Source organism: Streptomyces sp. NPDC038135, assembly GCF_055601245.1.
Window position 1 is genome coordinate 226,651 of record NZ_JBVJXS010000013.1, and the last position, 21,907, is coordinate 248,557.

General features: G+C 71.6%; 20 protein-coding genes and 2 pseudogenes. 14 read left to right on the top strand and 8 right to left on the bottom strand.

The annotated features are described in order from the left end of the window. Nucleotides 1-373: 373 nt before the first annotated feature. From ACZ7JA_RS33065 to ACZ7JA_RS33080, 4 genes are all read left to right on the top strand, one after another. Complete coding sequence (locus ACZ7JA_RS33065) at nt 374-496, top strand: hypothetical protein (protein ID WP_470812109.1); 123 nt, start codon at nt 374-376, stop codon at nt 494-496. Between the two features lie 802 nt (nt 497-1,298). Next, entirely contained in the window at nt 1,299-4,328 is a 3,030-nt protein-coding gene (locus tag ACZ7JA_RS33070; protein ID WP_470812150.1) for an RHS repeat-associated core domain-containing protein, read from the top strand. A 55-nt stretch (nt 4,329-4,383) separates the two neighbouring features. Continuing rightward, nucleotides 4,384-4,509: a hypothetical protein gene (locus ACZ7JA_RS33075; protein ID WP_351668917.1), complete on the top strand. Its 126-nt coding sequence runs from the start codon at nt 4,384-4,386 to the stop codon at nt 4,507-4,509. A gap of 153 nt (nt 4,510-4,662) precedes the next feature. Next, nucleotides 4,663-4,842, top strand: coding sequence for a hypothetical protein (locus tag ACZ7JA_RS33080; protein WP_351668915.1), 180 nt, complete (start codon nt 4,663-4,665; stop codon nt 4,840-4,842). 696 nt (nt 4,843-5,538) lie between these two features. Here the strand turns inward: ACZ7JA_RS33080 and ACZ7JA_RS33085 are convergent. Further along, on the bottom strand, nt 5,539-6,453 hold the full coding sequence (locus ACZ7JA_RS33085) for a YceI family protein (protein ID WP_470812112.1): 915 nt from the start codon (nt 6,451-6,453) through the stop codon (nt 5,539-5,541). 458 nt (nt 6,454-6,911) lie between these two features. On the opposite strand from ACZ7JA_RS33085, the gene ACZ7JA_RS33090 reads away from it, so the two are divergent. Continuing rightward, the gene (locus ACZ7JA_RS33090; protein WP_470812152.1) at nt 6,912-7,640 is read left to right on the top strand and encodes a YcnI family protein; all 729 of its coding nucleotides are present in this window, start codon (nt 6,912-6,914) and stop codon (nt 7,638-7,640) included. Nucleotides 7,641-7,947: 307 nt separating this feature from the next. On the opposite strand, the gene ACZ7JA_RS33095 is transcribed toward ACZ7JA_RS33090, so the two are convergent. Then, nucleotides 7,948-8,484 (bottom strand): hypothetical protein, encoded by a 537-nt coding sequence (locus ACZ7JA_RS33095; RefSeq protein WP_351668911.1) that lies wholly within the window; start codon nt 8,482-8,484, stop codon nt 7,948-7,950. A 143-nt stretch (nt 8,485-8,627) separates the two neighbouring features. On the opposite strand from ACZ7JA_RS33095, the pseudogene ACZ7JA_RS33100 reads away from it, so the two are divergent. After that, nucleotides 8,628-8,801: pseudogene (locus tag ACZ7JA_RS33100) on the top strand (IS5/IS1182 family transposase); the annotation flags it as partial. 30 nt (nt 8,802-8,831) lie between these two features. Here the strand turns inward: ACZ7JA_RS33100 and ACZ7JA_RS33105 are convergent. Beyond that, nucleotides 8,832-9,521 carry a response regulator gene (locus ACZ7JA_RS33105; protein WP_470812114.1) on the bottom strand — a complete coding sequence of 230 codons (690 nt, stop codon included), beginning with the start codon at nt 9,519-9,521 and terminating at the stop codon, nt 8,832-8,834. Further along, nucleotides 9,518-10,783, bottom strand: a complete 1,266-nt coding sequence (locus tag ACZ7JA_RS33110) for a sensor histidine kinase (protein WP_470812116.1) — start codon at nt 10,781-10,783, stop codon at nt 9,518-9,520. Before ACZ7JA_RS33110 ends, ACZ7JA_RS33105 begins: the two co-directional genes overlap by 4 nt. 182 nt (nt 10,784-10,965) lie before the next feature. On the opposite strand from ACZ7JA_RS33110, the gene ACZ7JA_RS33115 reads away from it, so the two are divergent. Next, entirely contained in the window at nt 10,966-12,054 is a 1,089-nt protein-coding gene (locus tag ACZ7JA_RS33115; protein WP_389301096.1) for an ABC transporter permease, read from the top strand. After that, nucleotides 12,051-12,734, top strand: a complete 684-nt coding sequence (locus ACZ7JA_RS33120; protein ID WP_470812120.1) for an ABC transporter ATP-binding protein — start codon at nt 12,051-12,053, stop codon at nt 12,732-12,734. The genes ACZ7JA_RS33115 and ACZ7JA_RS33120 overlap by 4 nt, the downstream gene beginning before the upstream one ends. A 43-nt stretch (nt 12,735-12,777) precedes the next feature. Here the strand turns inward: ACZ7JA_RS33120 and ACZ7JA_RS33125 are convergent, their stop codons facing one another. Then, nucleotides 12,778-13,593, bottom strand: a complete 816-nt coding sequence (locus ACZ7JA_RS33125) for a CDP-alcohol phosphatidyltransferase family protein (RefSeq protein WP_351668902.1) — start codon at nt 13,591-13,593, stop codon at nt 12,778-12,780. A 107-nt stretch (nt 13,594-13,700) separates the two neighbouring features. On the opposite strand from ACZ7JA_RS33125, the gene ACZ7JA_RS33130 reads away from it, so the two are divergent. The 5 genes and pseudogenes from ACZ7JA_RS33130 to ACZ7JA_RS33150 form a co-directional block, all read left to right on the top strand. Then, nucleotides 13,701-14,726, top strand: a complete 1,026-nt coding sequence (locus ACZ7JA_RS33130; protein ID WP_351668900.1) for a zinc-dependent alcohol dehydrogenase — start codon at nt 13,701-13,703, stop codon at nt 14,724-14,726. 102 nt (nt 14,727-14,828) lie between these two features. Beyond that, nucleotides 14,829-15,227 carry a 6-pyruvoyl trahydropterin synthase family protein gene (locus tag ACZ7JA_RS33135; protein ID WP_351668898.1) on the top strand — a complete coding sequence of 133 codons (399 nt, stop codon included), beginning with the start codon at nt 14,829-14,831 and terminating at the stop codon, nt 15,225-15,227. A gap of 32 nt (nt 15,228-15,259) precedes the next feature. Beyond that, a complete protein-coding gene (locus tag ACZ7JA_RS33140) occupies nt 15,260-16,477 on the top strand; it encodes a glycosyltransferase family 4 protein (RefSeq protein WP_351669077.1) in 1,218 nt (405 codons plus the stop codon). Between the two features lie 86 nt (nt 16,478-16,563). Continuing rightward, nucleotides 16,564-17,511 (top strand): class I SAM-dependent methyltransferase, encoded by a 948-nt coding sequence (locus ACZ7JA_RS33145; protein ID WP_470812154.1) that lies wholly within the window; start codon nt 16,564-16,566, stop codon nt 17,509-17,511. Then, nucleotides 17,508-18,524, top strand: a pseudogene (locus tag ACZ7JA_RS33150) (lysylphosphatidylglycerol synthase transmembrane domain-containing protein); the annotation flags it as partial. The gene ACZ7JA_RS33145 and the pseudogene ACZ7JA_RS33150, both read left to right, overlap by 4 nt. Before the next feature lie 101 nt (nt 18,525-18,625). On the opposite strand, the gene ACZ7JA_RS33155 reads toward ACZ7JA_RS33150, so the two are convergent. Then, the gene (locus tag ACZ7JA_RS33155; RefSeq protein ID WP_470812123.1) at nt 18,626-19,402 is read right to left on the bottom strand and encodes a creatininase family protein; all 777 of its coding nucleotides are present in this window, start codon (nt 19,400-19,402) and stop codon (nt 18,626-18,628) included. Between the two features lie 37 nt (nt 19,403-19,439). On the opposite strand from ACZ7JA_RS33155, the gene ribA reads away from it, so the two are divergent. Then, entirely contained in the window at nt 19,440-20,099 is a 660-nt protein-coding gene (gene ribA, locus ACZ7JA_RS33160; protein WP_470812125.1) for a GTP cyclohydrolase II, read from the top strand. A 78-nt stretch (nt 20,100-20,177) separates the two neighbouring features. On the opposite strand, the gene ACZ7JA_RS33165 is transcribed toward ribA, so the two are convergent. Then, nucleotides 20,178-21,116 carry a CU044_5270 family protein gene (locus tag ACZ7JA_RS33165; RefSeq protein WP_470812127.1) on the bottom strand — a complete coding sequence of 313 codons (939 nt, stop codon included), beginning with the start codon at nt 21,114-21,116 and terminating at the stop codon, nt 20,178-20,180. After that, entirely contained in the window at nt 21,109-21,759 is a 651-nt protein-coding gene (locus ACZ7JA_RS33170; RefSeq protein ID WP_450750384.1) for an RNA polymerase sigma factor, read from the bottom strand. The genes ACZ7JA_RS33165 and ACZ7JA_RS33170 overlap by 8 nt, the downstream gene beginning before the upstream one ends. Between the last annotated feature and the right edge of the window lie 148 nt (nt 21,760-21,907).

Sequence of the window (21,907 nt, forward strand, 5' to 3'; positions counted from 1 at the left end):
CGCGCAGCGAAAACACCTCGTTCGACGGTGTGACGTCGACGGAGACGCGCATGGGGTTGTCCCTCCGCCTCAGCCCGGACGGTACGTTGACGGACCGCAGCGAGGCGACGGGGTTCCTCGTCACCCTCGCCGATGCAGGAAGAGGTCAAGCGGCGCCTGTACGAGGACGCGTAGCAGGAGTACACGCCAACATTGCCTCTCCCCAGACCGCCCGGGCCCCACCGGTTCTTCCTCGCTACGACGAGTTCGCGGGGCCGGCACGAAAGGCGAAAGGGTGCGGGGCTGAGGGCGCATCCGTCCGAGCGGTGCGAACCGGTCGGTTGGGGACGCTTCGCTCTGAAGTGTGAGCGGCCGGGGACGACCCTCCTGAACGGTGTCGCGGAGATCCCTCGCCGGCATGGCCTGGTCCTGGGATATGAGCATCGTGAAACTTCAGGGGTGGCTCGGTGACGACAAGAACGGCCACGCGGCGCAGATGGTGGACATCTGCTGCTGATGGCCGTCCACCGGACTTCGCCGCAGAGCGTCTGGGTGCCACACGAGGGAAACCGTGCCTCCATCAAGGTGCTGCAAGTCTTCCTGCCCTTTCTTTGGACGGTGCCTGAACGACCACCTGAATCAAGGTGACGAGTCTTTACAAGGGCTCCCGCGCTTCGTCGTACGCCGGAGCCTGGTGGGGGAGCGGAGGCGGAGGCGGACCTGGGTGTGCGCTTCGTTTTCGGCCGTTGCTACGGGGGACTACATGCTTGCAGGCTCTCATCGTTGACCAGCAGCGGTGCAATCTCCCTCCTTTTGGCTCTGTTCGCACCGCTGAACCGGAAAGGCTGATTCCTGCCCGCATGTGAAGGGAATCGATGGGAACCGTGTCGATCTTTGCCTGGTTTACCTGACAACTTGTGCGAGCCCGGTGGCCGTTGGGGCTGTCGGCGCTTGTCTTCTTGTGGGGGAAAGCCATGCGCACACGTGCCCTCGGCACGTCTCTTCGTCATGCCCGGAAGAGATCAGGATCGGCCGCCGCGGTGGCGGCGGTGACGGTGGCGGCCCTGGCGGCGGCCGTACTGCCGGCCTCGACCGCCAGCGCCGCCGACGGGAAACCGGTGTCGAAGTGGGGCAAGGGCAGCCCCGACTTCACGATGCCGCCGGTGAAGGTCGGCTCGAACCGGCCGGTGAAGTCGGAGCCGACGGAGAAACCGACCGGTGCCGCGTACGACTCGTGGCTGCGCGAGCAGCGCGCCCACGCCAAGGATCCCGCCTCGAGCCGCAAGAAGCACGCCGGTGTCGCCTCGGAGGCGTCGCTGATGGTCTTCGTGCCGGAAGGCCAGGGCGACGTGCCCTGGCACCGCTCCACCAGCTTCGCCATCACCGACTCCCTGAACGCGAAGATCGACTACTCCACCGGCAACCTGATGCTGACGGCGACGGACTTCGACATCGCCGGCGTCGGACAGCGCCTGCGACTGGCACGGACGTACAACTCGCTGGACGCCCCCTACGGCCGCGTCTCGCAGCGCTGGTGGCAGCAGTACGAGCGCTACCTGTCCTTCTTCAGCAATGAGGTGATCCTGTACGACGCCTCCGGCGCCACCGTCCGCTTCACCAAGAACAGCGACGGCTCCTTCACCACCCCGAAGGGCTACTCCGAGGACCTGAAGAAGAACTCCGACGGCACCTACACGCTGACGAAGTGGAAGTCGGGCTCGAAGGAGACCTACGACGCGTCAGGGACGCTGACGAAGGTCACCGACCGCAACCACGGCACGATCACCGTCACCCAGCACAGCGACGGCGGCTTCAAGCTCACCGAGACCCGCTCGGGTCGCTGGATCGACGTGACCAAGGTCAACGACACGCTGTGGCAGGCCAAGGACAACACCGGCCGCAGCACCGGATACGGCCTCGACGCCGCCGGCAACATCGACCACACCACGGACGCCGAGGGCAAGACCACCCTGTTCTGGTACGACTCCTCCGGCCGCGTCAGCAAGATAAGCACCGGTGAGGGCCGCGTGACGGTCTTCACCTACGACGACACCAACCGCGTCACCAGCATGCTGCGCGGAACCGGCTTCGACAGCAACGGCCACACCGGGCCCACCTGGACGTACACCTACAGCGCCACCTCCCCGACGGCCGCCGGCACGACCACCGCCAAGGACCCGGAGCTCCACGCCACGAAGTACGAGCACGACGGCGACGGCCAGGTCACCGACGTGACCGACGCCCTGGGCCACAAGCGGTCGACGAAGTTCGACGCCAACCACAACATCGACACCGCCACGGACGCCATGGGCTCGGGCACCACCCCGGGCAAGGTCACCGACTACGGCTTCAACTCCCGCAACAACCTCGAGACCGTCGCCATGCCGACCGGCGGCAAGACGGTCAACTCCTGGCAGACCATCGCCGGCGGCGACGTACCGAAGGACTCCACCAACGCCGACGGCGAGAAGACGAGCTTCAGCTACGACACGGCCGGCAACACCACCTCGGTCGCCCAGACCGGCACCGGCGGCGGCAGCGTCTCCTACGACTACAACCCCGCCACTCCGACCTGCGGCGGCTTCGAGGGTCAGCGCTGCGCGCAGAAGACGAAGGTGACGTCGACCAAGACCGTCACCACCGACTTCCACTACGACGCCAAGGGCAACCTCGACTGGGCCAAGCCCCCGGCTCCGCTGGACAAGACGACCTACACCTACGACGCCCTCGGCCGCACCGAGACGATGACCGACGCGCGCGGCATCAAGAGCGTGTACGTCTACGACAACCTCGACCGGATCAAGACCGTCTCCTCCACCAACGACACGGTCCGCTACTGGTACGACGGCGACGGCAACCTGACCCAGCGTTCGGACGGCACGGGGACGGTGAAATACGAGTTCGACCCGCTGCAGCGCGAGACGGTCCGCCACCTCCAGGACGGCTCCCAGACCCTCATCGCCTACACGGCGGCCGGCAACGTGGACTACTACCAGGACCCGGCAGGCACGATCGACTACACCTGGAACGAGGTCAACAAGCTCACCGAACTGAAGGATCCGCAGGGCGCGGTGACCAAGTACGGGTACAACAACAACGACGTCCGCACTTCCACCACGTACCCCGGCGGTACGGTGCAGAAGGTCGACGTCGACGACTCCAGCCGCCCGAAGTCCATCAAGGTGACCTCCGACCAGGGCACCCTGGTCGACCTCGGCTACACCTACGGCTACGGCACGAACGCCGCCACCGACGGCAGCAAGATCCGCACCAGCACGGACAACGTCAGCGGGCTGAAGCGCACCTACTCCTACGACGGCGCGGGCCGCTTCTCCTACGCCAAGGAGGAGAAGAACGGCACGATCGCCGACTCCTGGCAGTACTGCTACGACCTGGCCGGCAATCTCACCTCCCAGGGCACCGATCAAGGCTGCCCGCGCGGCACCACCTACACCTACAACGACGCCCAGGAGCTCACCGCCAAGTCCAGCACCAGCGGCAGTTGGTCCTACGACGCCATCGGCAACGAGACCGCCGGCGCCTCCACCGACGACTACACCCGTACCGGCGAGACCTGGACGGACTACTCCCAGATGTCGTCGATCACGGTGAACGGCAAGGCGTACAGCGGGCAGTACGGCTCCACCGACCAGAGCGAGCGCATCCGCCTCGGTGACACCTACTTCCACAACGGCCCGCTGGGCCTGTCCGCCAAATCGACCGCCGGTGTGGACATGGGCTTCAACCGTGAACCCGGGGGCACCCTGAACTCCATGACCACCGGGGGCAAGAGCTACTACTACCTCACCGACGCCATCGGTTCGGTGATCGGTCTGGTGGACGTCGACGGCAACAAGGTCGACACCTACACCTACAGCCCCCGCGGCGTGCGCATCCTCGCCCAGTCCTCGGAACCGGTCGCCCAGCCCTACCGGTTCGCCGGCAACTACCAGGACCCGACCGGCCTGTACCACCTCCAGGCCCGCTACTACGACGCCAACGTCGGCCGCTTCACCCAGCCCGACCCCTCCGGCCAGGAGCAGAACCCCTACCTCTACGCCGAGGGCGACCCCGTCAACCGCATCGACCCCTCTGGGCTCCTCGACTGGGGCAAGTACGGGATGGAGTGCGTCAAGGGCGGTGCCCAATCGGCGCTCATCGGCCTTGCCACCGGCGTGACGGAGACGGGTGTGGGAGCTCTGGCCGCATTCGGCGAGGGGTGCGCCCAGAACGTGGCGGTGGAGGCAGTCGGTGACTACGTCGACCAGAACGCGGGAGAGGCGTTGAACTGGCTGGGCGACGCGAAGGACTTGAAGGATCTCACCAAGGCCGGCTTGAAGGCCTTGTGAGCCGATATCCGGGACGGCTCGCCGAGCCGTCCCGGACGGGACCGTAGGAGATCGGATGAACAGCGTGAACTCTGTGGAAATGGCTCGCGGCGCGCTGGCGGGGGCCCTTCCGACATGGCTTCTCGTGGTGATCGTCGTGCTGCTTCTGGCGGTGGTCGTCGTGCGCCTGCGCAGTAAATGACAATGGCGCGCCAACGCCTGGGACGTGAAGAGAGCCGCTGTGACGACCAGAATAGGTCGACGTTGCGAGTGGCTGCTTCCGAGGCCGTGGTGCGCCACGGCCCGACCCCTCAGGCCAGGAGAGGCGAACCCCTGCCTTCACACCTCTCAGGTGATGGACACCGTCGACAAGGGGGGTGCCTATGTCTCCGACGAAGGAGCTCTCGTGCGGCGTTCCGCTGAAACGTCACTGGCCTACAAGGGCCTTGACGGTGTTCCTCTCTGGCTCCTGTTCGGGATCGCCATTGTGGCTTTCATCGTCTTCGGAGTCGTGCAGGCGCGCAAGAAGAAGTAGAAGGTGAGGCATGAGCAGCGGGCGGAGCCTTCCCAGGTCTCCGCCCACCGCTCATCGATCGGTGTACACCAGTCCTGTAGCCCGGTCTGTATGGCGAACGGTGACTCCAGCGGCAGCGGCGGGCTCACCCCTGGTGGCCAGGAATCTTGCCCATGATCGTGGAATTTCTCGCAGCCACAGGCCTTGTCGCGGTCGAATGACAAGAAGCAGGAGGCATCGGCGTGCACAGACTTCTCCTACTGGCCGACAACCGGCCTGACGGGCCTTCCTGGTCCCCCTATCTGGCCGTCGGCCTGTGGGTCCTTTTCGGGCTCGTCGCGCTGGGCCTCTACACCCGGGACCGGCGACGGCGACGCGGCAGGTAGCGCCGGGCGGCGCGCCGATCCTGTCGGGCATGACGCTCGACGGGCGCTGGCCGCCGTGCCCGGCTGGGGCGAGTCCCGCGCGCTCCGCCATCCGTTCCCTCCCGACGAGAATCCTTCATAGCCTTCGATGCGCCCCGGCGCGCGCCTCGACTTTCCACCTCGCCGACCGGCTGAGGCTTGCGACACCTTCACGGCCGCCCGCACCAATGTGATCGGACTCCCATCGGGGTTTGGAAGTCCCGGCCGGGGCCAGTCCGTGGCGTCCGCCGAATTGGCGGTCGGCCCTGAGGTGTCAGGGTGTTCGGACACCCCCGATCGGCCCGCGCATTCCCTACTCCGGCGGCGTAGGCGTCTCGGCGTTGCGGTACATCGCCTGTACGTCCAGTTCGAGTTGTACGGTCGGGCCGACGACCGCGATGCCGCGGGCCAGCATGGAGCGCCAGTTGAGGGTGAAGTCCTCGCGGTGCAGCTCCGCCTTCGCCAGGGCCGCGCAGCGCAGCTCCTGTTCGTAGCCGCCGTTCACCGTGCCGAGGTACGTCGTGTCCAGGCCCACGGAGCGGCTGGTGCCGTGCATCGTGAGCGTGCCGTTAAGGGTCCAGCGGGAGCCGCCGCGGTAGACGAAGCGGTTGCTGGTGAAGTCGATGTACGGGTAGCGCTCGACGTCCAGGAAGTCGGCCGAACGCAGGTGGCTGTCGCGGGTCTTGTTGCCCGTGGCGATGCTGGATGCGTCGATGCGCACCGAGACCTGGGAGTCGGTCACGTCCGGGGTGACGCGGATGCCGCCGGTGAAGCGGGTGAAGCGGCCATGGACGTGGGCCATGCCGACGTGCTTGGCGATGAACCGGATCGCGGTGTGCGGCGGGTCGAACAACCAGGTGCCCGCCGGGGGAAGCTCCAGCTGACGGGCCGGCAGGAGCGCGACGCGGGCCGGCGGGAGCACGGCGCCGGCGGCTATGTCGACGTTGCTGCGGGCCGGGGTGAGGCCTTCCGCCGAGGTCATCACGCTGTAGGCGCCGGGTGGCAGTGCCGCCGTGAACAGGCCGTACGGGTCCGTGGTGCCGCGTGCGACGACGCGGTGGCTGTCCAGAGCGGTCACCGTGACTTCGGCGCCGGGCATCGGCTGCCCCAGGGGATCGACGACCTCGCAGCCGTACGCGCCCGCGCCGGCCGGCAGGGGCACCGCCAGGCCCGGCGCGGTGCCGGAAGCGTCGTGGGAACGCCGACGCCGGAGCAGTCCGAGGGCCATGCTGTTCACCTTTCCTCGTACGTGTCACGACCGCGGGGCCCGTGCCTCAACCGGCGTCCGGCGGTCGCCAAGATGCGCCTGGAGCTGGTTGCAGGCGCGACTATGTCAACTATTCAACGATCATAGGCAGACGGCGTGAGGGCGTTCGTCGTCGAGGTTGGTGCCCGGAATGTTCGCCTGGTGTGCCGGATCACCGGGAAACACCGTGATCATGGGGCCTACGCTTGCTGTCGACTTCTTTCGCTTTGCATCGGTGCTGTGGTGAACGCCACCCGGAACGGTGCGGTGTTCACGCGCGGTTCGCCGTTCCCTCACGAGGTCCACACGCCCGGCACGCCTCCGGCAGCCGTGTCGCCGGCCGGTCGCCGACTGAACCGGATTCCGACGCCGTACGTACTCCCGGCGTGGAAGGATCGCTCACCGTGAGCGTTACGGAGATTCATCCAGTCATGTCCGCCATGTCCGCGAAGCGCCTCGTCCTGCGCCGGGTCGGAGTCGTCGTCGCCCTCAGCGGCCTCGGTGTTCTCGCCGCGGCCGGCGCCGCTTCCGCGCACGTCACTGTCCACCCGGAGAGCTATGAGAAGGGAGCCACCGACGGTGTGCTGACCTTCCGGGTGCCCAATGAGGAGGACGCCGCCTCCACCAGCAAGGTGCAGGTCTTCCTGCCGACCGACCACCCGGTCCTCGGCGTCATGGTCCATCCGCAGGATGGCTGGACCCCCAAGGTGACCACCACCAAGCTGAAGACGCCGGTGAAGACCGATGACGGCACCATCACCGAGGCCGTCTCCCAGATCACCTGGACCGGCGGGAAGATCGGGGCGGGGGAGTACGAGGACTTCGACGTCGCCTTCGGAGAACTACCGGACAATACGGGTCAGTTGACGTTCAAGACGTTGCAGACCTACTCCGACGGCAAGGTCGTCCGGTGGATCGAGGCGCCCAGTGGTGGTGAGGAGGCCGAGAATCCGGCGCCCACGCTCAAGCTGACGGAGGGGGGAGAAGAGGCTCCCGCTCCTGCGGCGGCGAAGGGCGGTGATTCCGACACCGTGAGGACGGCGGCGACCGACGGGAGCGACGGTACCGCCCGGGGGCTCGGTGTCGGGGGACTCGTCGTGGGGGTGCTGGGGCTGGCCGCGGCCGTCTTCGCCCTCGTGCGGGGGCGGTCCCCGAAGGCGGACGCCTAGGTTCTGTCCGGTCGATCATGTGCGGAGCCAGATGACGAGTGCTGCTGCGGTGACGGTGCCGAGGTAGACGTATCCGCGCTTGGGTAGCGGGTCGGGACGGCTCGGGCGTGCTTGAGCTTGTTGATGGCCCGTTCGATGGTGTCCACCATCGCCCGTGCCCATCAGCACGTCGCCGGGGCCCGGCCGACTCGTCGGCCGGGCCTGCGCTCGGACACTCGTGGCGAGCCGGGGTAGCCGGGGGTGCCTTCGCCCGGCAGGCAGGTCCCTTCCGGGCGCGGAGGTCAGTTGCGTCGGCGGCTGCCCGGTTTCAGGAGCAGGGGATGACGAAGTTGTCGAAGGACCGCTCGGCGGTGAGCACGCGATCGTGCCCGTAGTAGGGGCCGGTCTGCTCGTAGTTCACGTCGAGGTGGTAGGTCCCGCACGTGATCGCCTCGTTCATGGCGCCGAGGCTGGTGTGGTAGCTGCGGGACACCAGCGTCCAGGCTTTGAAGCGTCCCTCTGAAGGACCCTCCTGCCCTGGGGTCGGCTCGATGCGGACCGTTGCAGTCGCGCCGGCCGGGTAGACGTCGCTGGCGGAGTACCAGATTCCTCCATACCGGTAGGTGGTCCTGTTGGTTTCGATGGTGAAGTGGTAGTCGCCTTGGTGGTCGAGGACATCGACGCAGGTGCGGAGATCGGTGTACGTGGTGCCGCCGTGGCCGTAGACCCCCTCCCAGGGGGTGCAGTGACTGCCGACCTCGGCGGTGTCCCCGTCATCGGCCGACGCGGCGGCGGGGGCAACAAGACCGAAGCCGGCCAGGGCGACGGTCGCGGCGATGGCGCGAGTAAAACGCTTGAGTCTCATGGTGTCCTCTCTGTCCGTCAGGTGCCCGTGCATAAGCAGCATGACCTGGAACGACCGGAGGACTGATGAGGTGATGCTTCTTCGGGGTGAAGACCGGATCGAACGGGTGATGTGGCTCAGCGGGCGGCAGCGGCCATCCACGCGGGGGACGGCCTCCGGGCTTCGACGCGGACCGCTACAGGAAGCGCAACACCGTCGAACGGGCCATCAACAAGCTCAAGCACGCCCGAGCCGTCGCGACCCGCTACGACAAGCGCGGACACACCTACCTCGGCACCGTCACCGCAGCAGCACTTGTCATCTGGCTCCGCACATGATCGACCGGACAGAACCTAGCCGGCCACGGGTCAGCGGCGGATCAGGCCCAGGTCCGTCGCCGTGGCCACGGCGGCCGTGCGGGAGTCGACGCCGAGTTTGGCGTAGGTGCGGGCCAGGTGGGACTTGACGGTGCCCTCGGTGGGGTGGAGCCGTCGGGCGACCGCCTGGTTGGAGAGACCCTGCGCGACCAGGGTCAGGACCTCCGTCTCGCGCCGGGTCAGGGCGACGGCGGGGCTGCGCAGGCGGTTCATCAGGCGGTCCGCGACGGTCGGGGCCAGCGCGGTCCGGCCGGCGGCGGCCGTGCGTACCGCCGCCGCGAGTTCCTCGGGGTGGGCGTCCTTGAGGAGGTAGCCGGTGGCGCCCGCCTCGATGGCGGGCAGCGTGTCCGCGTCGGAGTCGTAGGTGGTCACGATCAGGACCCGCGGTGCGCCGGGGCGGGCGGTGATGCGGGCGGTGGCCTCGGCGCCGCCCATGCCCGCCCCGAACTGCAGGTCCATCAGGACGACGTCGATGTCGCCCTCGGCCGCACGGACGACCGCGGCCTCCGCTGTGGCCGCCTCGGCCATCACGACGATGCCGGGCTCGGTCTCCAGCACGGCGCGGAGACCTGCCCGTACCACCGGGTGGTCGTCGGCCAGCAGCAGGCGGATGGGGCCGCGGTCGCGGGGGGCGTCAGCGTTGGCGTCGCCGGGTACGGCCGGGCTGGGTTTGTCGGTCATGGGTGGGCCTCGGGGTGGTCGGGGAGGTCCGGCTGCTCGGGGTCGCCGGCCTCGGGCGCTTGTGCGGGTGGGGTCAGGGGGAGCCGGGCGGACAGGGATGTGCCGTGGCCGGGGGAGGAGTGGACGGTGAGGGCGCCGCCCAGCGCGGCCATGCGGGCGTGCATCGCGGCGAGGCCGAAGCCGCCGTCGTCCGGGTCGGGGGGTGGCGGCAGGGCGGGGTCGAAGCCGGTGCCGTCGTCGGTGATGTCCACGGCGACGTGGTCGTCGAGGTGGGTGAGGGTGACGTCCGCGGTGGTGGCCCCGGCGTGGCGGACGGTGTTGCCGAGCGCGGACTGGGTGATCCGCAGCAGGGCGACCTCGTGCGCGGTGGGCAGGGGGACCGGGGTGCCGGCCACGTGGAGGCGGACGGTGAGGGGGTGGCGGGCGGAGGTCGTGGCGCACAGGCGCTCCAGCGCGCCGGCCAGTGTGGCGCCCTCCAGGGCCGGCGGGGTGAGGGCGGCGACGAAGCGGCGGGCCTCGGCGAGGTTGTCCACGGCCGCCTGACGGGCCTGGTCCACATGGCGCGCGGCGGCGTCGGGCCGCCCGGGCAGGGCGCGTTCGGCGGCGCGCAGCAGGAGCTGGATGCTGGACAGGCCCTGGGCGAGGGTGTCGTGGATCTCGCGGGCCAGGCGCTCGCGTTCGGCGAGCACTCCGGCGGTGTGCTGGGCCTGGGCCAGGTCGGCGCGGGTGGCGGTCAGTTCCTCGATCAGCCGGCGGCGCTGCTCGCTCTCCCGGTACAGGGCCTGGTAGCCCCACACCACCGCGACGGCCACGGCGGCGCCCAGCGCCGGGCCGATGGCCATGGCCACGCTGAAGGCGTGCTGGTGGGCGGCGAAGGCGGTGATCGCCGCGAGCGCGGTCGCCACGACCGCGACCAGAGCGGTACGGCGCGGCAGCAGGTGGAGCTGGAGGAAGTACAGCGGGAAGGCCAGCCAGACGCCGTCGGCGGACAGGGCCAGCAGCGCCAGCCAGACGGCGCCCAGACAGGCCAGCCATACCGTCGCCGACCGGCGTGACCCGCGTACGCCCGGCAGCAGCGGACCGGCCGCGTACACCAGGCCGCAGGCGACGGCGGCGGCGACGGTCGCCCAGGGGTGCGGCCCGCCCCCGGTCAGGGCCCGCCCGGCGGCCAGCGCGAGCAGGCCGGCGATCAGCAGATGCAGGCACCAGGCCAGGACCCTGCTGGTCGGGACCGGGGTGGGGGCGGGTGGAGAGGAGTTCACAGTGCGTCCAGGCTACGGAGGCGGACCCTCGGGAGGCCTCCATCGAAAGTTACAACCCGGACGCCGTCCTTCCGGCCGGTGAAGTGCGGTCCCTTGCCAGAAGCCCTGGGCGGGGGGCCTCGGCGACGGTGGGGTCGTACCGATGCGACCACCGCTTACGACGTCGAGAGGACGGGTCACCCGTGTTCGTCGCCTGGAGAGACCTGAGGTTCGCCAAGGGGCGCTTCGCCCTGATGGGGACCGTCATCGTGCTGATCACCCTGCTGGTCGGGCTGCTGTCCGGGCTGACCGCCGGGCTCGGCAGGCAGAACGTCTCCGCGATCACCGGGCTGCCGGTGGACCGGATCGCCTTCCAGGCCCCCGCCGGCGGGCAGGGGCCGTCCTACGCCGACTCCACCGTCACCGCGCAGCAGTGGCGGCAGTGGGCCGGGGCGCCAGGCGTCGAGCGTGCCGAACCGCTGGGGATCACCACCACCAGGGCCACCGCCGGGCGGCGGAGCACCGCGCTCTCCGTCTTCGGTGTCGAGCCCGGCTCCCCGCTCGCCCCGGACGGCGGACGGATCGACGACCGGTCGGCGGTGCTGTCCACCACGGCCGCCGACGACCTCGGCCTCGCGCCCGGCGGCTCCCTCACCCTGGCCGGGCACCGGCTGACCGTCGCCGCGGTGCGGGGCGACGCCTCCTTCAGCCACACCCCGGTCGTCTGGACCAGCCTGAACACCTGGCGGCGGACCGCGCCGCCCGCGGACACGGCCGACGGCCCCACCGCCACCGTCATCGCCCTGCGCACCACCGCGGGAGCCGACCTCACGGCCACCGACCGGCGGGCCGGCACCAGGACGGTCTCCGTCGAGGACTCGCTCGCCGCGATCGGCTCCTACACCTCGGAGAACGGCTCCCTGCAGCTCATGCGCGGATTCCTGTTCGCCATCTCGGCCCTGGTCATCGGCGCCTTCTTCACCGTGTGGACCATCCAGCGCAGCGGCGACGTCGCCGTCCTCAAGGCGCTCGGGGCCTCCACCGCGAGCCTGCTGGGGGACGCCCTCGGCCAGGCCCTCGTCGTGCTCGTCGGCGGCACCCTGGCGGGCACCGGAATCGCCGCCGCCGTCGGCGCCCTCGTGGCCGGGTCGGACGTGCCGTTCCTGCTCAGCCCCGGCACCGTGCTGCTGCCCGCCGCGGTCATGGTCCTGCTCGGCGCCCTCGGCGCCGCCCTGTCCATCCGCCGCATCACCTCCGTGGACCCGCTGACCGCCCTGGGGAGCGCCCGATGAGCCTTGAACTGACCGACGTCACCCTCACCTACGCCGACGGCGAGGCCCGGCTGACCGCCCTGGACCGGGTCACGCTCCAGGTCCCCAAGGGCAGTGTCACCGCCGTCGTCGGCCCCTCCGGTTCCGGCAAGTCCAGCCTGCTGGCCGTCGCCGCCACCCTGATCACCCCCGACGCCGGCACCGTCACCGTCGACGGCACCGCCACCACCGGCCTGAGCCGGGGCGAGCTCACCGAACTGCGCCGCCACCGGATCGGCATCGTGTTCCAGCAGCCCAACCTGCTGCCCTCCCTCACCGCCGCCGAACAGCTCCAGGTCATGGCCCGGATCGACGGCCGCGGCCCCGGCCGGGCCCGCGGCCGCGCCCTCGAACTCCTCGACGCCGTGGGCCTCGCGGACCAGGCCCACCGCCGGCCGCACCAGCTCTCCGGCGGGCAGCGCCAGCGCGTCAACATCGCCCGCGCCCTGATGAACGACCCCACCGTCCTGCTGGTCGACGAACCCACCAGCGCCCTCGACCACGAACGCGGCGCCGCCGTCATCGAGCTGATCACCCGGCTCACCCACCAGCGGGCCACCGCCACCGTCCTGGTCACCCACGACCGCACCCATCTGACCACCGCCGACCGGATCGCCGAGGTCCACGACGGACGCCTCCGCCGTCCCGCACCCACCGGCTGACGGTGCGGCGGGACGGCGGAGGCGTGACGGTGTCCCCGGTGCCTCAGCGCGCCGCCAGCTCCAGCTTCCGCACCAGCGGCTCGCCGAGCGTCCCCTCGCCGGCCGCCGTCCCGGCAACCGCGGCCTCGGCGGCCGTCCGCCCGCCGTCCATACGGGCTTCGTGCCACAGCCACAGCACGTCCCGGCCGAACGACCACACCAGCGAGCCCAGCGACAGCACCACGATCGCCAGGTTCGCCGGGTGCGGCAGCAACTCGGCGCCGGCCAGCAGCAGGCAGATGCCCTGGAGCGCGGCGACCGTCTTGCGGGCGAAGGACGGCGGCAGCGGGGCGTTCAGCCAGGGGGCCACGCGGGCCGCCGCGACGAACGCGTACCGCATGCCGCCGATCAGCAGTACCCAGGGGCCCTGCTGCGTCGCCACGTACACGCTCAGCACCAGGATCAGGAACGCGTCGACCTCCATGTCGAACCGGGCGCCGAGCGCGGACGAAGTCCCCGTGCGGCGGGCCACCTTGCCGTCGACGCCGTCCAGCAGCAGCGCCACGGCGGTCAGGCCGACCAGCAGGGTCACCGGCGGCGCGCTCTCGAAGGAGTCCGCGACCAGCGCCGTCACCCCGCCGACCAGGGTGGCCCGGCCCAGGGTCACCCGGTTGGCCGGGCCGAAGGAGCTGAGCCGTGAGCGGTGCAGGGCGCGGGAGAGGACCGCCCAGGTGGCGAACGCGAAGACCAGCCCGGTCAGCCAGCCGGCCGGCCCCATGCCGATCGCCGAACCGAGCAGGGCGAGCAGCAGGAGCTGTACGCCCGCTCCGACAGCGGTCTCCTGCTGGAGCCTCGCGTCATACGTGTTGTTCAGGGCCACCGCACATCCTCCGGCCGAGTGACAGAGTCGATCAACGCCGCGTACTGTGCGCGGCCTGTGCACATCTCGGTACGTGAACAACTTCCCGATCGTTCAGGAGGATGCCGATGAACCGGTCGGCCCGCGCGTTCTGGCTGAGCTCCCCGGGCGCCGGTGAGCTGCGCGACGTCACCCTCACGGAGCCGGGCGAGGACGAGGTCCTGGTCCGCGCGCTGTACTCCGGAGTGAGCCGCGGCACGGAGACGCTGGTCTTCCGCGGCGGGGTGCCGGACTCCCAACACGCCGTGATGCGGGCGCCGTTCCAGGAGGGCGACTTCCCCGCGCCGGTGAAGTACGGCTACCTGAACGTGGGCGTCGTCGAGGAGGGCCCCCGCGAGCTGATCGGCCGCACGGTCTTCTGCCTGTACCCGCATCAGTCCCGTTACGTCGTTCCGGTGAACGCCGTGACCGTGGTGCCGGACCGGGTGCCCGCCGAGCGGGCCGTGCTCGCCGGGACCGTGGAGACCGCGGTGAACGCCCTGTGGGACGCGGCGCCCCTGATCGGCGACCGGATCGCGGTGGTCGGCGGCGGCATGGTCGGCTGCTCGGTCGCCGCGCTGCTCGCCCGCTTCCCCGGCGTACGGCTGCAGCTCGTCGACGCCGACCCGGCCCGCGCCGAGACCGCCGAGGCGCTCGGCGCCGACTTCGCCACGCCCGAGGCGGCCCTCGGCGACTGCGACCTCGTGGTGCACGCCAGCGCCACCGAACAGGGCCTCAGCCGCTCCCTGGAACTCCTCGCCCCCGAGGGCACGGTCGTCGAACTGAGCTGGTACGGCGACCGGCGGGTCGCCCTGCCGCTCGGCGAGGCCTTCCACTCCCGCCGGCTCACCGTGCGCAGCAGCCAGGTCGGCACCGTCTCCCCGGCCGCCCGCGCCGGACGCGGCTACGCCGAACGGCTGGCGCTCGCCCTCGACCTGCTCGCCGACCCCGCTCTCGACGCCCTCATCACCGGCGAGAGCGCCTTCGAGGAGCTGCCGGAGCTGATGCCCAGGCTCGCCTCCGGCGAGATCCCGGCCCTGTGCCACCGCATCGCCTACCCCGGCGCCGGGCCGGACCGTTCCGGCCGGCAGCGGTCTGACCTGAGAAAAGAGTGAGAGGAGGCTGAACACGGGGAAGCGAGCAGCCGTACTACACGGCAATCCCCCGGCAGGTGACCGCCGGGGGCATCAGACGCGCCGCACCTGGAGGGTCGTCCGTTGTTCAGCATCACCGTCCGCGATCACATCATGATCGCCCACAGCTTCCGCGGCGAGGTGTTCGGGCCCGCACAGCGCCTGCACGGCGCCACGTTCCTGGTGGACGCCACGTTCCGCCGCGAACAGCTGGACGAGGACAACATCGTCGTCGACATCGGCCTCGCCACCCAGGAACTCGGCGCCGTCGTGGCCGAGCTGAACTACCGGAACCTCGACAACGAGCCGGAGTTCGCCGGGATCAACACGTCCACCGAGTTCCTGGCCAAGGTCATCGCGGACCGGCTCGCCGACCGCGTCGACAAGGGCGCCCTCGGCGAGGGGGCCCGGGGCCTGGCGGGCCTCACCGTCACCCTGCACGAGTCGCACATCGCCTGGGCGAGTTACGAGCGTGCCCTGTGACGGAGACGACCGTGAAAGCCACCGGCACGACCATGAAAGCCACCGGGCCGGCCCTGGAGGCCACCGGGACGGTCGTCGGGAGCGCGCACAAGGCGCGGCTCGCCTACGTGCCCGCGCAGCCCATCGCCCTCGAGAACGTCGGGATCATCCCCATGTCCCTGCGCACCGTGCACTTCGTCATGCCGGGCGGCGTCGACGACCCGGCCGCGCCGAGCGGCGGCAACGCCTACGACCGCCGGGTCTGCCTGGACCTGCCGGGCTTCGGCTGGCAGGCCGTACGGCACGCAGTGCCCGGCAGTTGGCCGCGCCCCGGCCGCGCCGACCGCGACGTGCTCGCCCGCACCCTGCGGGAACTCCCCGATGACACCGTCGTCCTGCTCGACGGCCTGGTCGCCTGCGGAGTGCCGGAGATCGTGGTCCCCGAGGCGGAGCGGCTGCGGCTCGCGGTGCTGGTGCATCTGCCGCTCGGTGACGAGACCGGCCTTGACCCGGCCGTGGCCGCCGCCCTGGACGCCCGCGAGCGGGCCGTGCTGCGGGCGGCCGGCGCGGTGATCGCCACCAGCGACTGGGCCGTCCGCCGGATCGTCTCCCACCACGGACTCGCCCCGCAGCGGGTGCACGTCGCCGCCCCCGGCGCCGACATCGCCCCCCTCGCCCCGGGCACCGACGGCGTCTCCCGGCTGCTCTGCGTCGCCGCCGTCACCCCGCGCAAGGGCCAGCACCGGCTGGTGGAGGCGCTGGCCGCGGTGACCGACCTGCCGTGGAGCTGCGTGTGCGTCGGCGGGCTCACCCAGGACCCCGAGTACGTCGACCGGTTGCGCGGCCTGATCCGCGAACGCGGCCTGGAGGAACGGCTGCTGCTCGCCGGGCCGCGGGCCGGCGCCGAACTCGACGCGGCGTACGCGTCGGCGGACCTGATGGTCCTCACCTCGTACGCGGAGACCTACGGCATGGCCGTCACCGAGGCGCTCGCGCGCGGGATCCCGGTGCTGGCGACCGACGTCGGCGGGGTGTCCGAGGCGGTCGGCCGCGCGCCCGACGGCGGCGTCCCCGGCATCCTCGTCCCGCCGGAGGACCCGGCTGCGCTCGCCGCCGAACTGCGCGGCTGGTTCGGCGAACCCGACGTGCGTCGCCGGCTCAAGGCCGCCGCGCGCGGCCGCCGCGCGGCGCTGGACGGCTGGGCGACCACCGCCCGCAGCCTGGCCGGTGTGCTCGGCAGGCTCCCCGAGGCGCCGAGGAGGGCGGCATGACGGGCACACGGACGGCGACCGGCGGCATCCCGGCCCAACCGGCGCCCGGCGGAGCCGAGTTCGTACCGGAAGGTGAGGAGGCCGCGATGGGCACCGGTGCAGGCGAGAGCGACCCGGCCGGTGTGATCGCCGGCGCCGGCCCCGTCACCGCCCCCGGCGAGCGGGCCACCGTACGGCTGCGGGACGGTGAGCCGCAGGAGCCGCCGCGGTACGCCCCCGAGTGGCTGCGGCTGCGGGAACCGGCCGACGCCGCGGCGCGGGCCGCGGAGCTGCTGGACCCGCTGCGGACCCGGCTGGCCGAGCGGCCGAGCGGGGCGGGCGGGTCGGCCGTGCACGACCTGGGCTGCGGCACCGGCTCGATGGGCCGCTGGCTCGCCCCGCGGCTGGACGGCGCCCAGCACTGGGTCCTGCACGACCGCGACCCGTACCTGCTGCACTTCGCCGCCGTGGGCTCCCCGCGCGCCGCCGCCGACGGCAGCCCGGTCACGGTCGAGACCCGGCGCGGCGACGTCGCCCGGCTCACCCCGGACGCGCTGAACGGGGCCGCTCTGGTCACCGCCTCCGCGCTGCTGGACGTCCTCACCCGCGAGGAGGTCGACACCCTCGCCGCCGCCTGCGCCGGCGCCGGCTGCCCGGCGCTGCTCACGCTGTCCGTCGCGGGCCGGGTCGAACTCACCCCGCCGGACCCGCTGGACGCCGAGATCGCCGAGGCGTTCAACGCCCACCAGCGGCGTGACGGGCTGCTCGGGCCGGACGCGGTCACCGTGGCCCGCGACGCGTTCGCCGCGCACGGGGCGGCCGTACGGCTGCACCCGAGCCCCTGGCGGCTCGGCCCCGAGGAGGCGGCGCTGACCGCGCAGTGGCTGCGGGGCTGGGTGGGCGCGGCCGTCGAGCAGCGGCCCGAGCTGTCCGAGCGTGCCGAGCGCTATCTGCGCGAGCGGCTGGCCGCGTGCGAGGCCGGTGAGCTGCGGGCCGTGGTCCACCACACCGATCTGCTGGCGCTGCCCGAGCCGGCGGGCGGGACCTCGTCATGAACGGACAGGCGGTGGAGACCGGCGCGCGGCCGCGCCCGGGGAGGGCGGTGAAGCCCCGCCTGGAGCGGGTGATCCCGCATGCGCGGATCCGGTCGGTGCGGGGCGGCGCCACGGCTCACGCGGTGGGCCCGGGGCCGGAGCCGTCCGCGCCCGGGAGCGCCCGACGCGGCGCCGGCCACCGCCTGTTCGGCAGGCTGAACTCCCGTGCCGTGCGCACCCACTTCGGCACGGTCGCCGGCACGGCCATCGTCGCCGGGCTGCTGTGGCGGCTCGGCACGGGTGTCCTCCTCGACGGGCTGCGGCGGATCGACTCGGCGTCGCTGCTGCTCGCCCTGGGCATCGGGGCGGTCACCACCGTGTTCAGCGCGTGGCGCTGGCAGTTGGTGGCCCGGGGGCTGCGCATCCGGCTGCCGTTCGGGCCCGCGGTGGCCGACTACTACCGGGCGCTGTTCCTCAACGCGGCCCTGCCGGGCGGGGTGCTGGGCGACGTGCACCGCGCGGTCCGGCACGGGCAGAGCGCCGGTGACATCCGGCGCGGGGTGAAGGCGGTCGTGCTCGAGCGGGTCGCCGGGCAGGTCGCGCTGGCCGTGTTCGGCGCGGTCGTGCTGGTGGTCCTGCCGTCGCCGGTCCGGGACCAGGTACGCGGTCTCGCCGGGCCGGTGGCGCTGGCGGCGGCGGGCGCCCTCGCCGTCGTGCTCGCCGTCCGCATGAACCGCGCGCCCTCCCGCCGTGGCGGCGCGCTGCGCTCCGCGCTCGGCGAGGCCCACCGGGGCCTGCTGTCACGCGAGGCCGGACCCGGGGTCGCGCTGTCCTCAGCCGTCGTGCTGGCCGGACACGTCGCGATGTTCGTCGTGGCGGCCCGGATCGCCGGATCGGCCGCGTCCGTGCCGGTGCTGCTGCCGATCGCGGTGCTCGCCCTGGTCGCGATGGGGCTCCCGCTGAACGTCGGTGGTTTCGGCCCCCGCGAGGGCGTCACCGCCTGGGCGTTCGGCGCGGCCGGGCTCGGCGCGAGCAGCGGGGTGGCCGTCGCCGTGGTGTACGGGGTGCTGAGCTTCGTCGCGAGCCTGCCCGGTGCGGCCGTGCTCGTCGCCCGCTGGTACGCCGGGCTGCGCGGCTACCCCCGTGCCGCCGCCGGGCCGGAGTCCGAGGTGAGCAGGTCGAAGAGCGCGCCGAACGAGTCCACCAGGCCGGCCAGCAGCTCCTTGCCCTTTTCCGCGGAACCCAGCGAAGGGCGGCCGATGACGCCCGAGTCGGTGTAGGCGGACATTCCCACGGTGAGGAGATGACGGCGGTCGTCGGCGGTGAAATCGGCGGACTCGTAACCAGGGCGGACGAATTCGGGGTGAGCGTGCAGCAGAATGGAGGTCTCGATCTCGCCCGCGTGCATGTCGGTGAGCAGGGAGGTGAGCACCCCGGACCGCTGCCGCGCCGCCTCCCAGTCCTCGGCGGCCGGGAACAGCGCCATCCGCTCCCCGCGCGCGGAGGCCTCCTGAACCACGTTGCCCAGCACGTAGTTGCCGCCGTGACCGTTCACCACGACCAGCGCCTCGACTCCCGAGCGGCGCAGCGAGTCCGCGATGTCCCGGACCACCGCGTGCAGGGTCACTGAGGAGATGCTGACGGTCCCCGGCCAGTCCGCGTGCTCGTGCGAACAGCCGATCGTCACGGGCGGAAGGAGGTGCACCGGATACGCGCCGGCGATCTCCCGGGCCACGGCACAGGCGACGAGCGTGTCGGTCGCCAGCGGAAGGAAGGGGCCATGCTGTTCGAAGCTGCCGACGGGCAGGATGGCGACCTGTGTTGAAACGCCCGCCCCCCGCATCCGTACGTCTTCCGTAGTGTCCGCCGGTACCACCCCGAAGCCGGCCGTACGCGCGCCCGAACCACTCATCTTTCCCGGCCCTTCGTCTCTGCTTAGGAATCAGATCATGACAGAAAACCTCGGTGTCCTCGGCGAGAAGTCCTCGCGGCGCTCGGGCGCGGAACGCGTCGTCAGCGCGCCCCTGCCCACCGTGTACGGGCAGTTCCAGGCGATCGGCTACCTGGACCACGACCGCGGCGATGAACAGGTCGCGCTCGTGTACGGGGAGATCGGGACCGAGAACGTGCTGACCCGGCTGCACTCGGAGTGCCTGACCGGGGACGCGTTCGGCTCCCGGCACTGCGAGTGCGGCGACCAACTGGCCTCGGCGCTGCGCGCGGTGGCCGCCGAGGGCAGCGGCATCGTCGTCTACCTGAGGGGACACGAGGGCCGGGGCATCGGCCTGCTGGCCAAGCTGCGCGCGATGGCCCTGCAGGCGGAGGGCCTGGACACGGTCGAGGCGAACCTGGCGCTCGGCCTGCCCGTCGACGCCCGCGACTACGGCGTCGCCGCCGAGATCCTGCACGACCTCGGGGTGCGCTCGGTCCGGCTGATGTCCAACAACCCCCGCAAGCGGGAGGCGCTGATACGGCACGGCATCCAGGTCGCCGAGCAGGTGCCGCTGCTGATCGAGCCGTGCGAGAGCAACATCACCTACCTGCGCACCAAGCGTGAGCGCCTCGACCACGTCCTGCCCCACCTGGACGCGGTCGCCCACGGTTCCTGAGCGGGCGGGAACGGGCGGGGGCGGGCGGCCGGCGACGACCCCGCCCGCTCGCCCCCGGCCGGGCGCGACTCCCGCCGGTCAGCCGTGCTGTCCGATGCGGTCGACCACCTGGATGTCCTTCAGGGTCCTGGTCTCGTAGTAGTAGCCGACCTGCTTCCACTCGCCGTTGATCTTCTTCGGCGAACTCCCCACGGTGCGCAGGCCCAGGTAGTCGTACGTCCTGCGGTCGAACAGGAAGGTGAACGACGCCTTCGGGTACGAGACTCCGACGGCCTCGCGGCCGTCGACGTCGGCGTCGTGGTAGTCGAGCCGGATGTGGGGGAGCTTCGACAGCGCCTCGAAGGCGCCGGCCTGCAGGCCGGGGGGCAGGACGTTCGGCCCCTTCAGCAGCATGCAGCCCTCGAAGAAGGCCATCACATCGGTGCCGGGCGCCTTCTCATTGCCCCCGAACTGGGCCAGCAGCTTGTCGGGGTCCGTCGGCATCTTCTGCAGTTCGGAGTAGACGGTCGGAGGCCACCTCACCTCGTGCTTGCCGAGCGGAGGGTCGTGGTGGATCTTCCCGTTCTCCTGGCGCAGGGACGGCTTCGAGCCGTCCACCGACATCCAGCTCTCGTCGGTCCACGTCCTGGGGGGCCCGCCCTTCACCGGCACCCGGATGGTGTAGGTGCGGGTGTAGAAGTACTGGTCGTCGCGCGGCACGGGCAGGTCGCCGCCCGCGGCGCGTGATCTGTCGGCGGCCCTGCGCAGCACGTCCGCCGCGCTGACCGCCTCCAGCCGCGGCGCGTGGTCGTCTCCGTCGCTCAGTACGACGATCGCGCCGCCCGCGGCCACCGCCGTCAGTCCGGCGAACGCGGTGCGGAGCACGATCCGCCGGCTCAGCCGGCCCGCTCGGGGCACGGCTCCGTCCGACTCCCGTGCCATGGCGGCTTCCAGGCGGGCCCGGGCGGCGGTGCGGGCCTCCTCGGACGGCCCAGGCCGCTCGGCGTCCCACGCGCGCACCGTCGTCAGTTCATCCATGATCGGTCCTCTTCTCAGGTGCGGTCGAGGTGGTCGCCTCCGGGCCGCCCAGCGCCCGGCGCAGCCTGGTGCGGGCCCGGTGCAGGCGGGAGCGCACCGTGCCGACGGGCAGGCCCAGCGCCTGCGCGGCCTCCGCGTAGTCGAGCTCCCCCCAGGCGACGACCAGCAGCACGTCCCGGTAACGGGCGGGCAGTTCGGCGAGGGCGCCGGCCAGCGTGCCGTACGCCTCCGCGGTGCCGACACCGTCCGTGACCGCGTCCTCCGGCCCGGCCTGCTCCTCCCGGCCCTCCGGCAGCGACGCCATACGGGACAGCGCCCGCAGCCGGCGGCCCTCGTCCCGGCGGTGGCGGCCGATCAGGTTGGTGGCGATCCCGTACAGCCAGGGCCGGGCGTGCGGATGGGACACGTCGTAACGCCGCCGGCGCTGGAAGGCGATCACGAAGGTCTCCGCCATCAGGTCGTCGGCGGTGTCGGTGCCCAGGCGCCGCGCGATGTAGCGGTGGATGTCGTCGGCGTGGCGGTCGAAGATCACGGCGAACGCGTCGGGCGTCTCCCAGGACCGCTCGATGACCGAGCCGTCGGAGGCGCCGCCCGCATCCGCCGCCGGGTCGCACGCGGCCCCTCGGGCGGGCAGCAGGGTCACGTTCCACCTCTGCGATTCATATCGCGTCCTCAGGTCTCGGAGTCGTGTGGTCACCTGCTGTTCGCCGTTGCGCCGCTACAAGTTCCAGACCGTGGAGTGACGTGCGTCACCTGCTTGTGAGTGTCAGGTGAGCAGGTGTGAGTCCCCG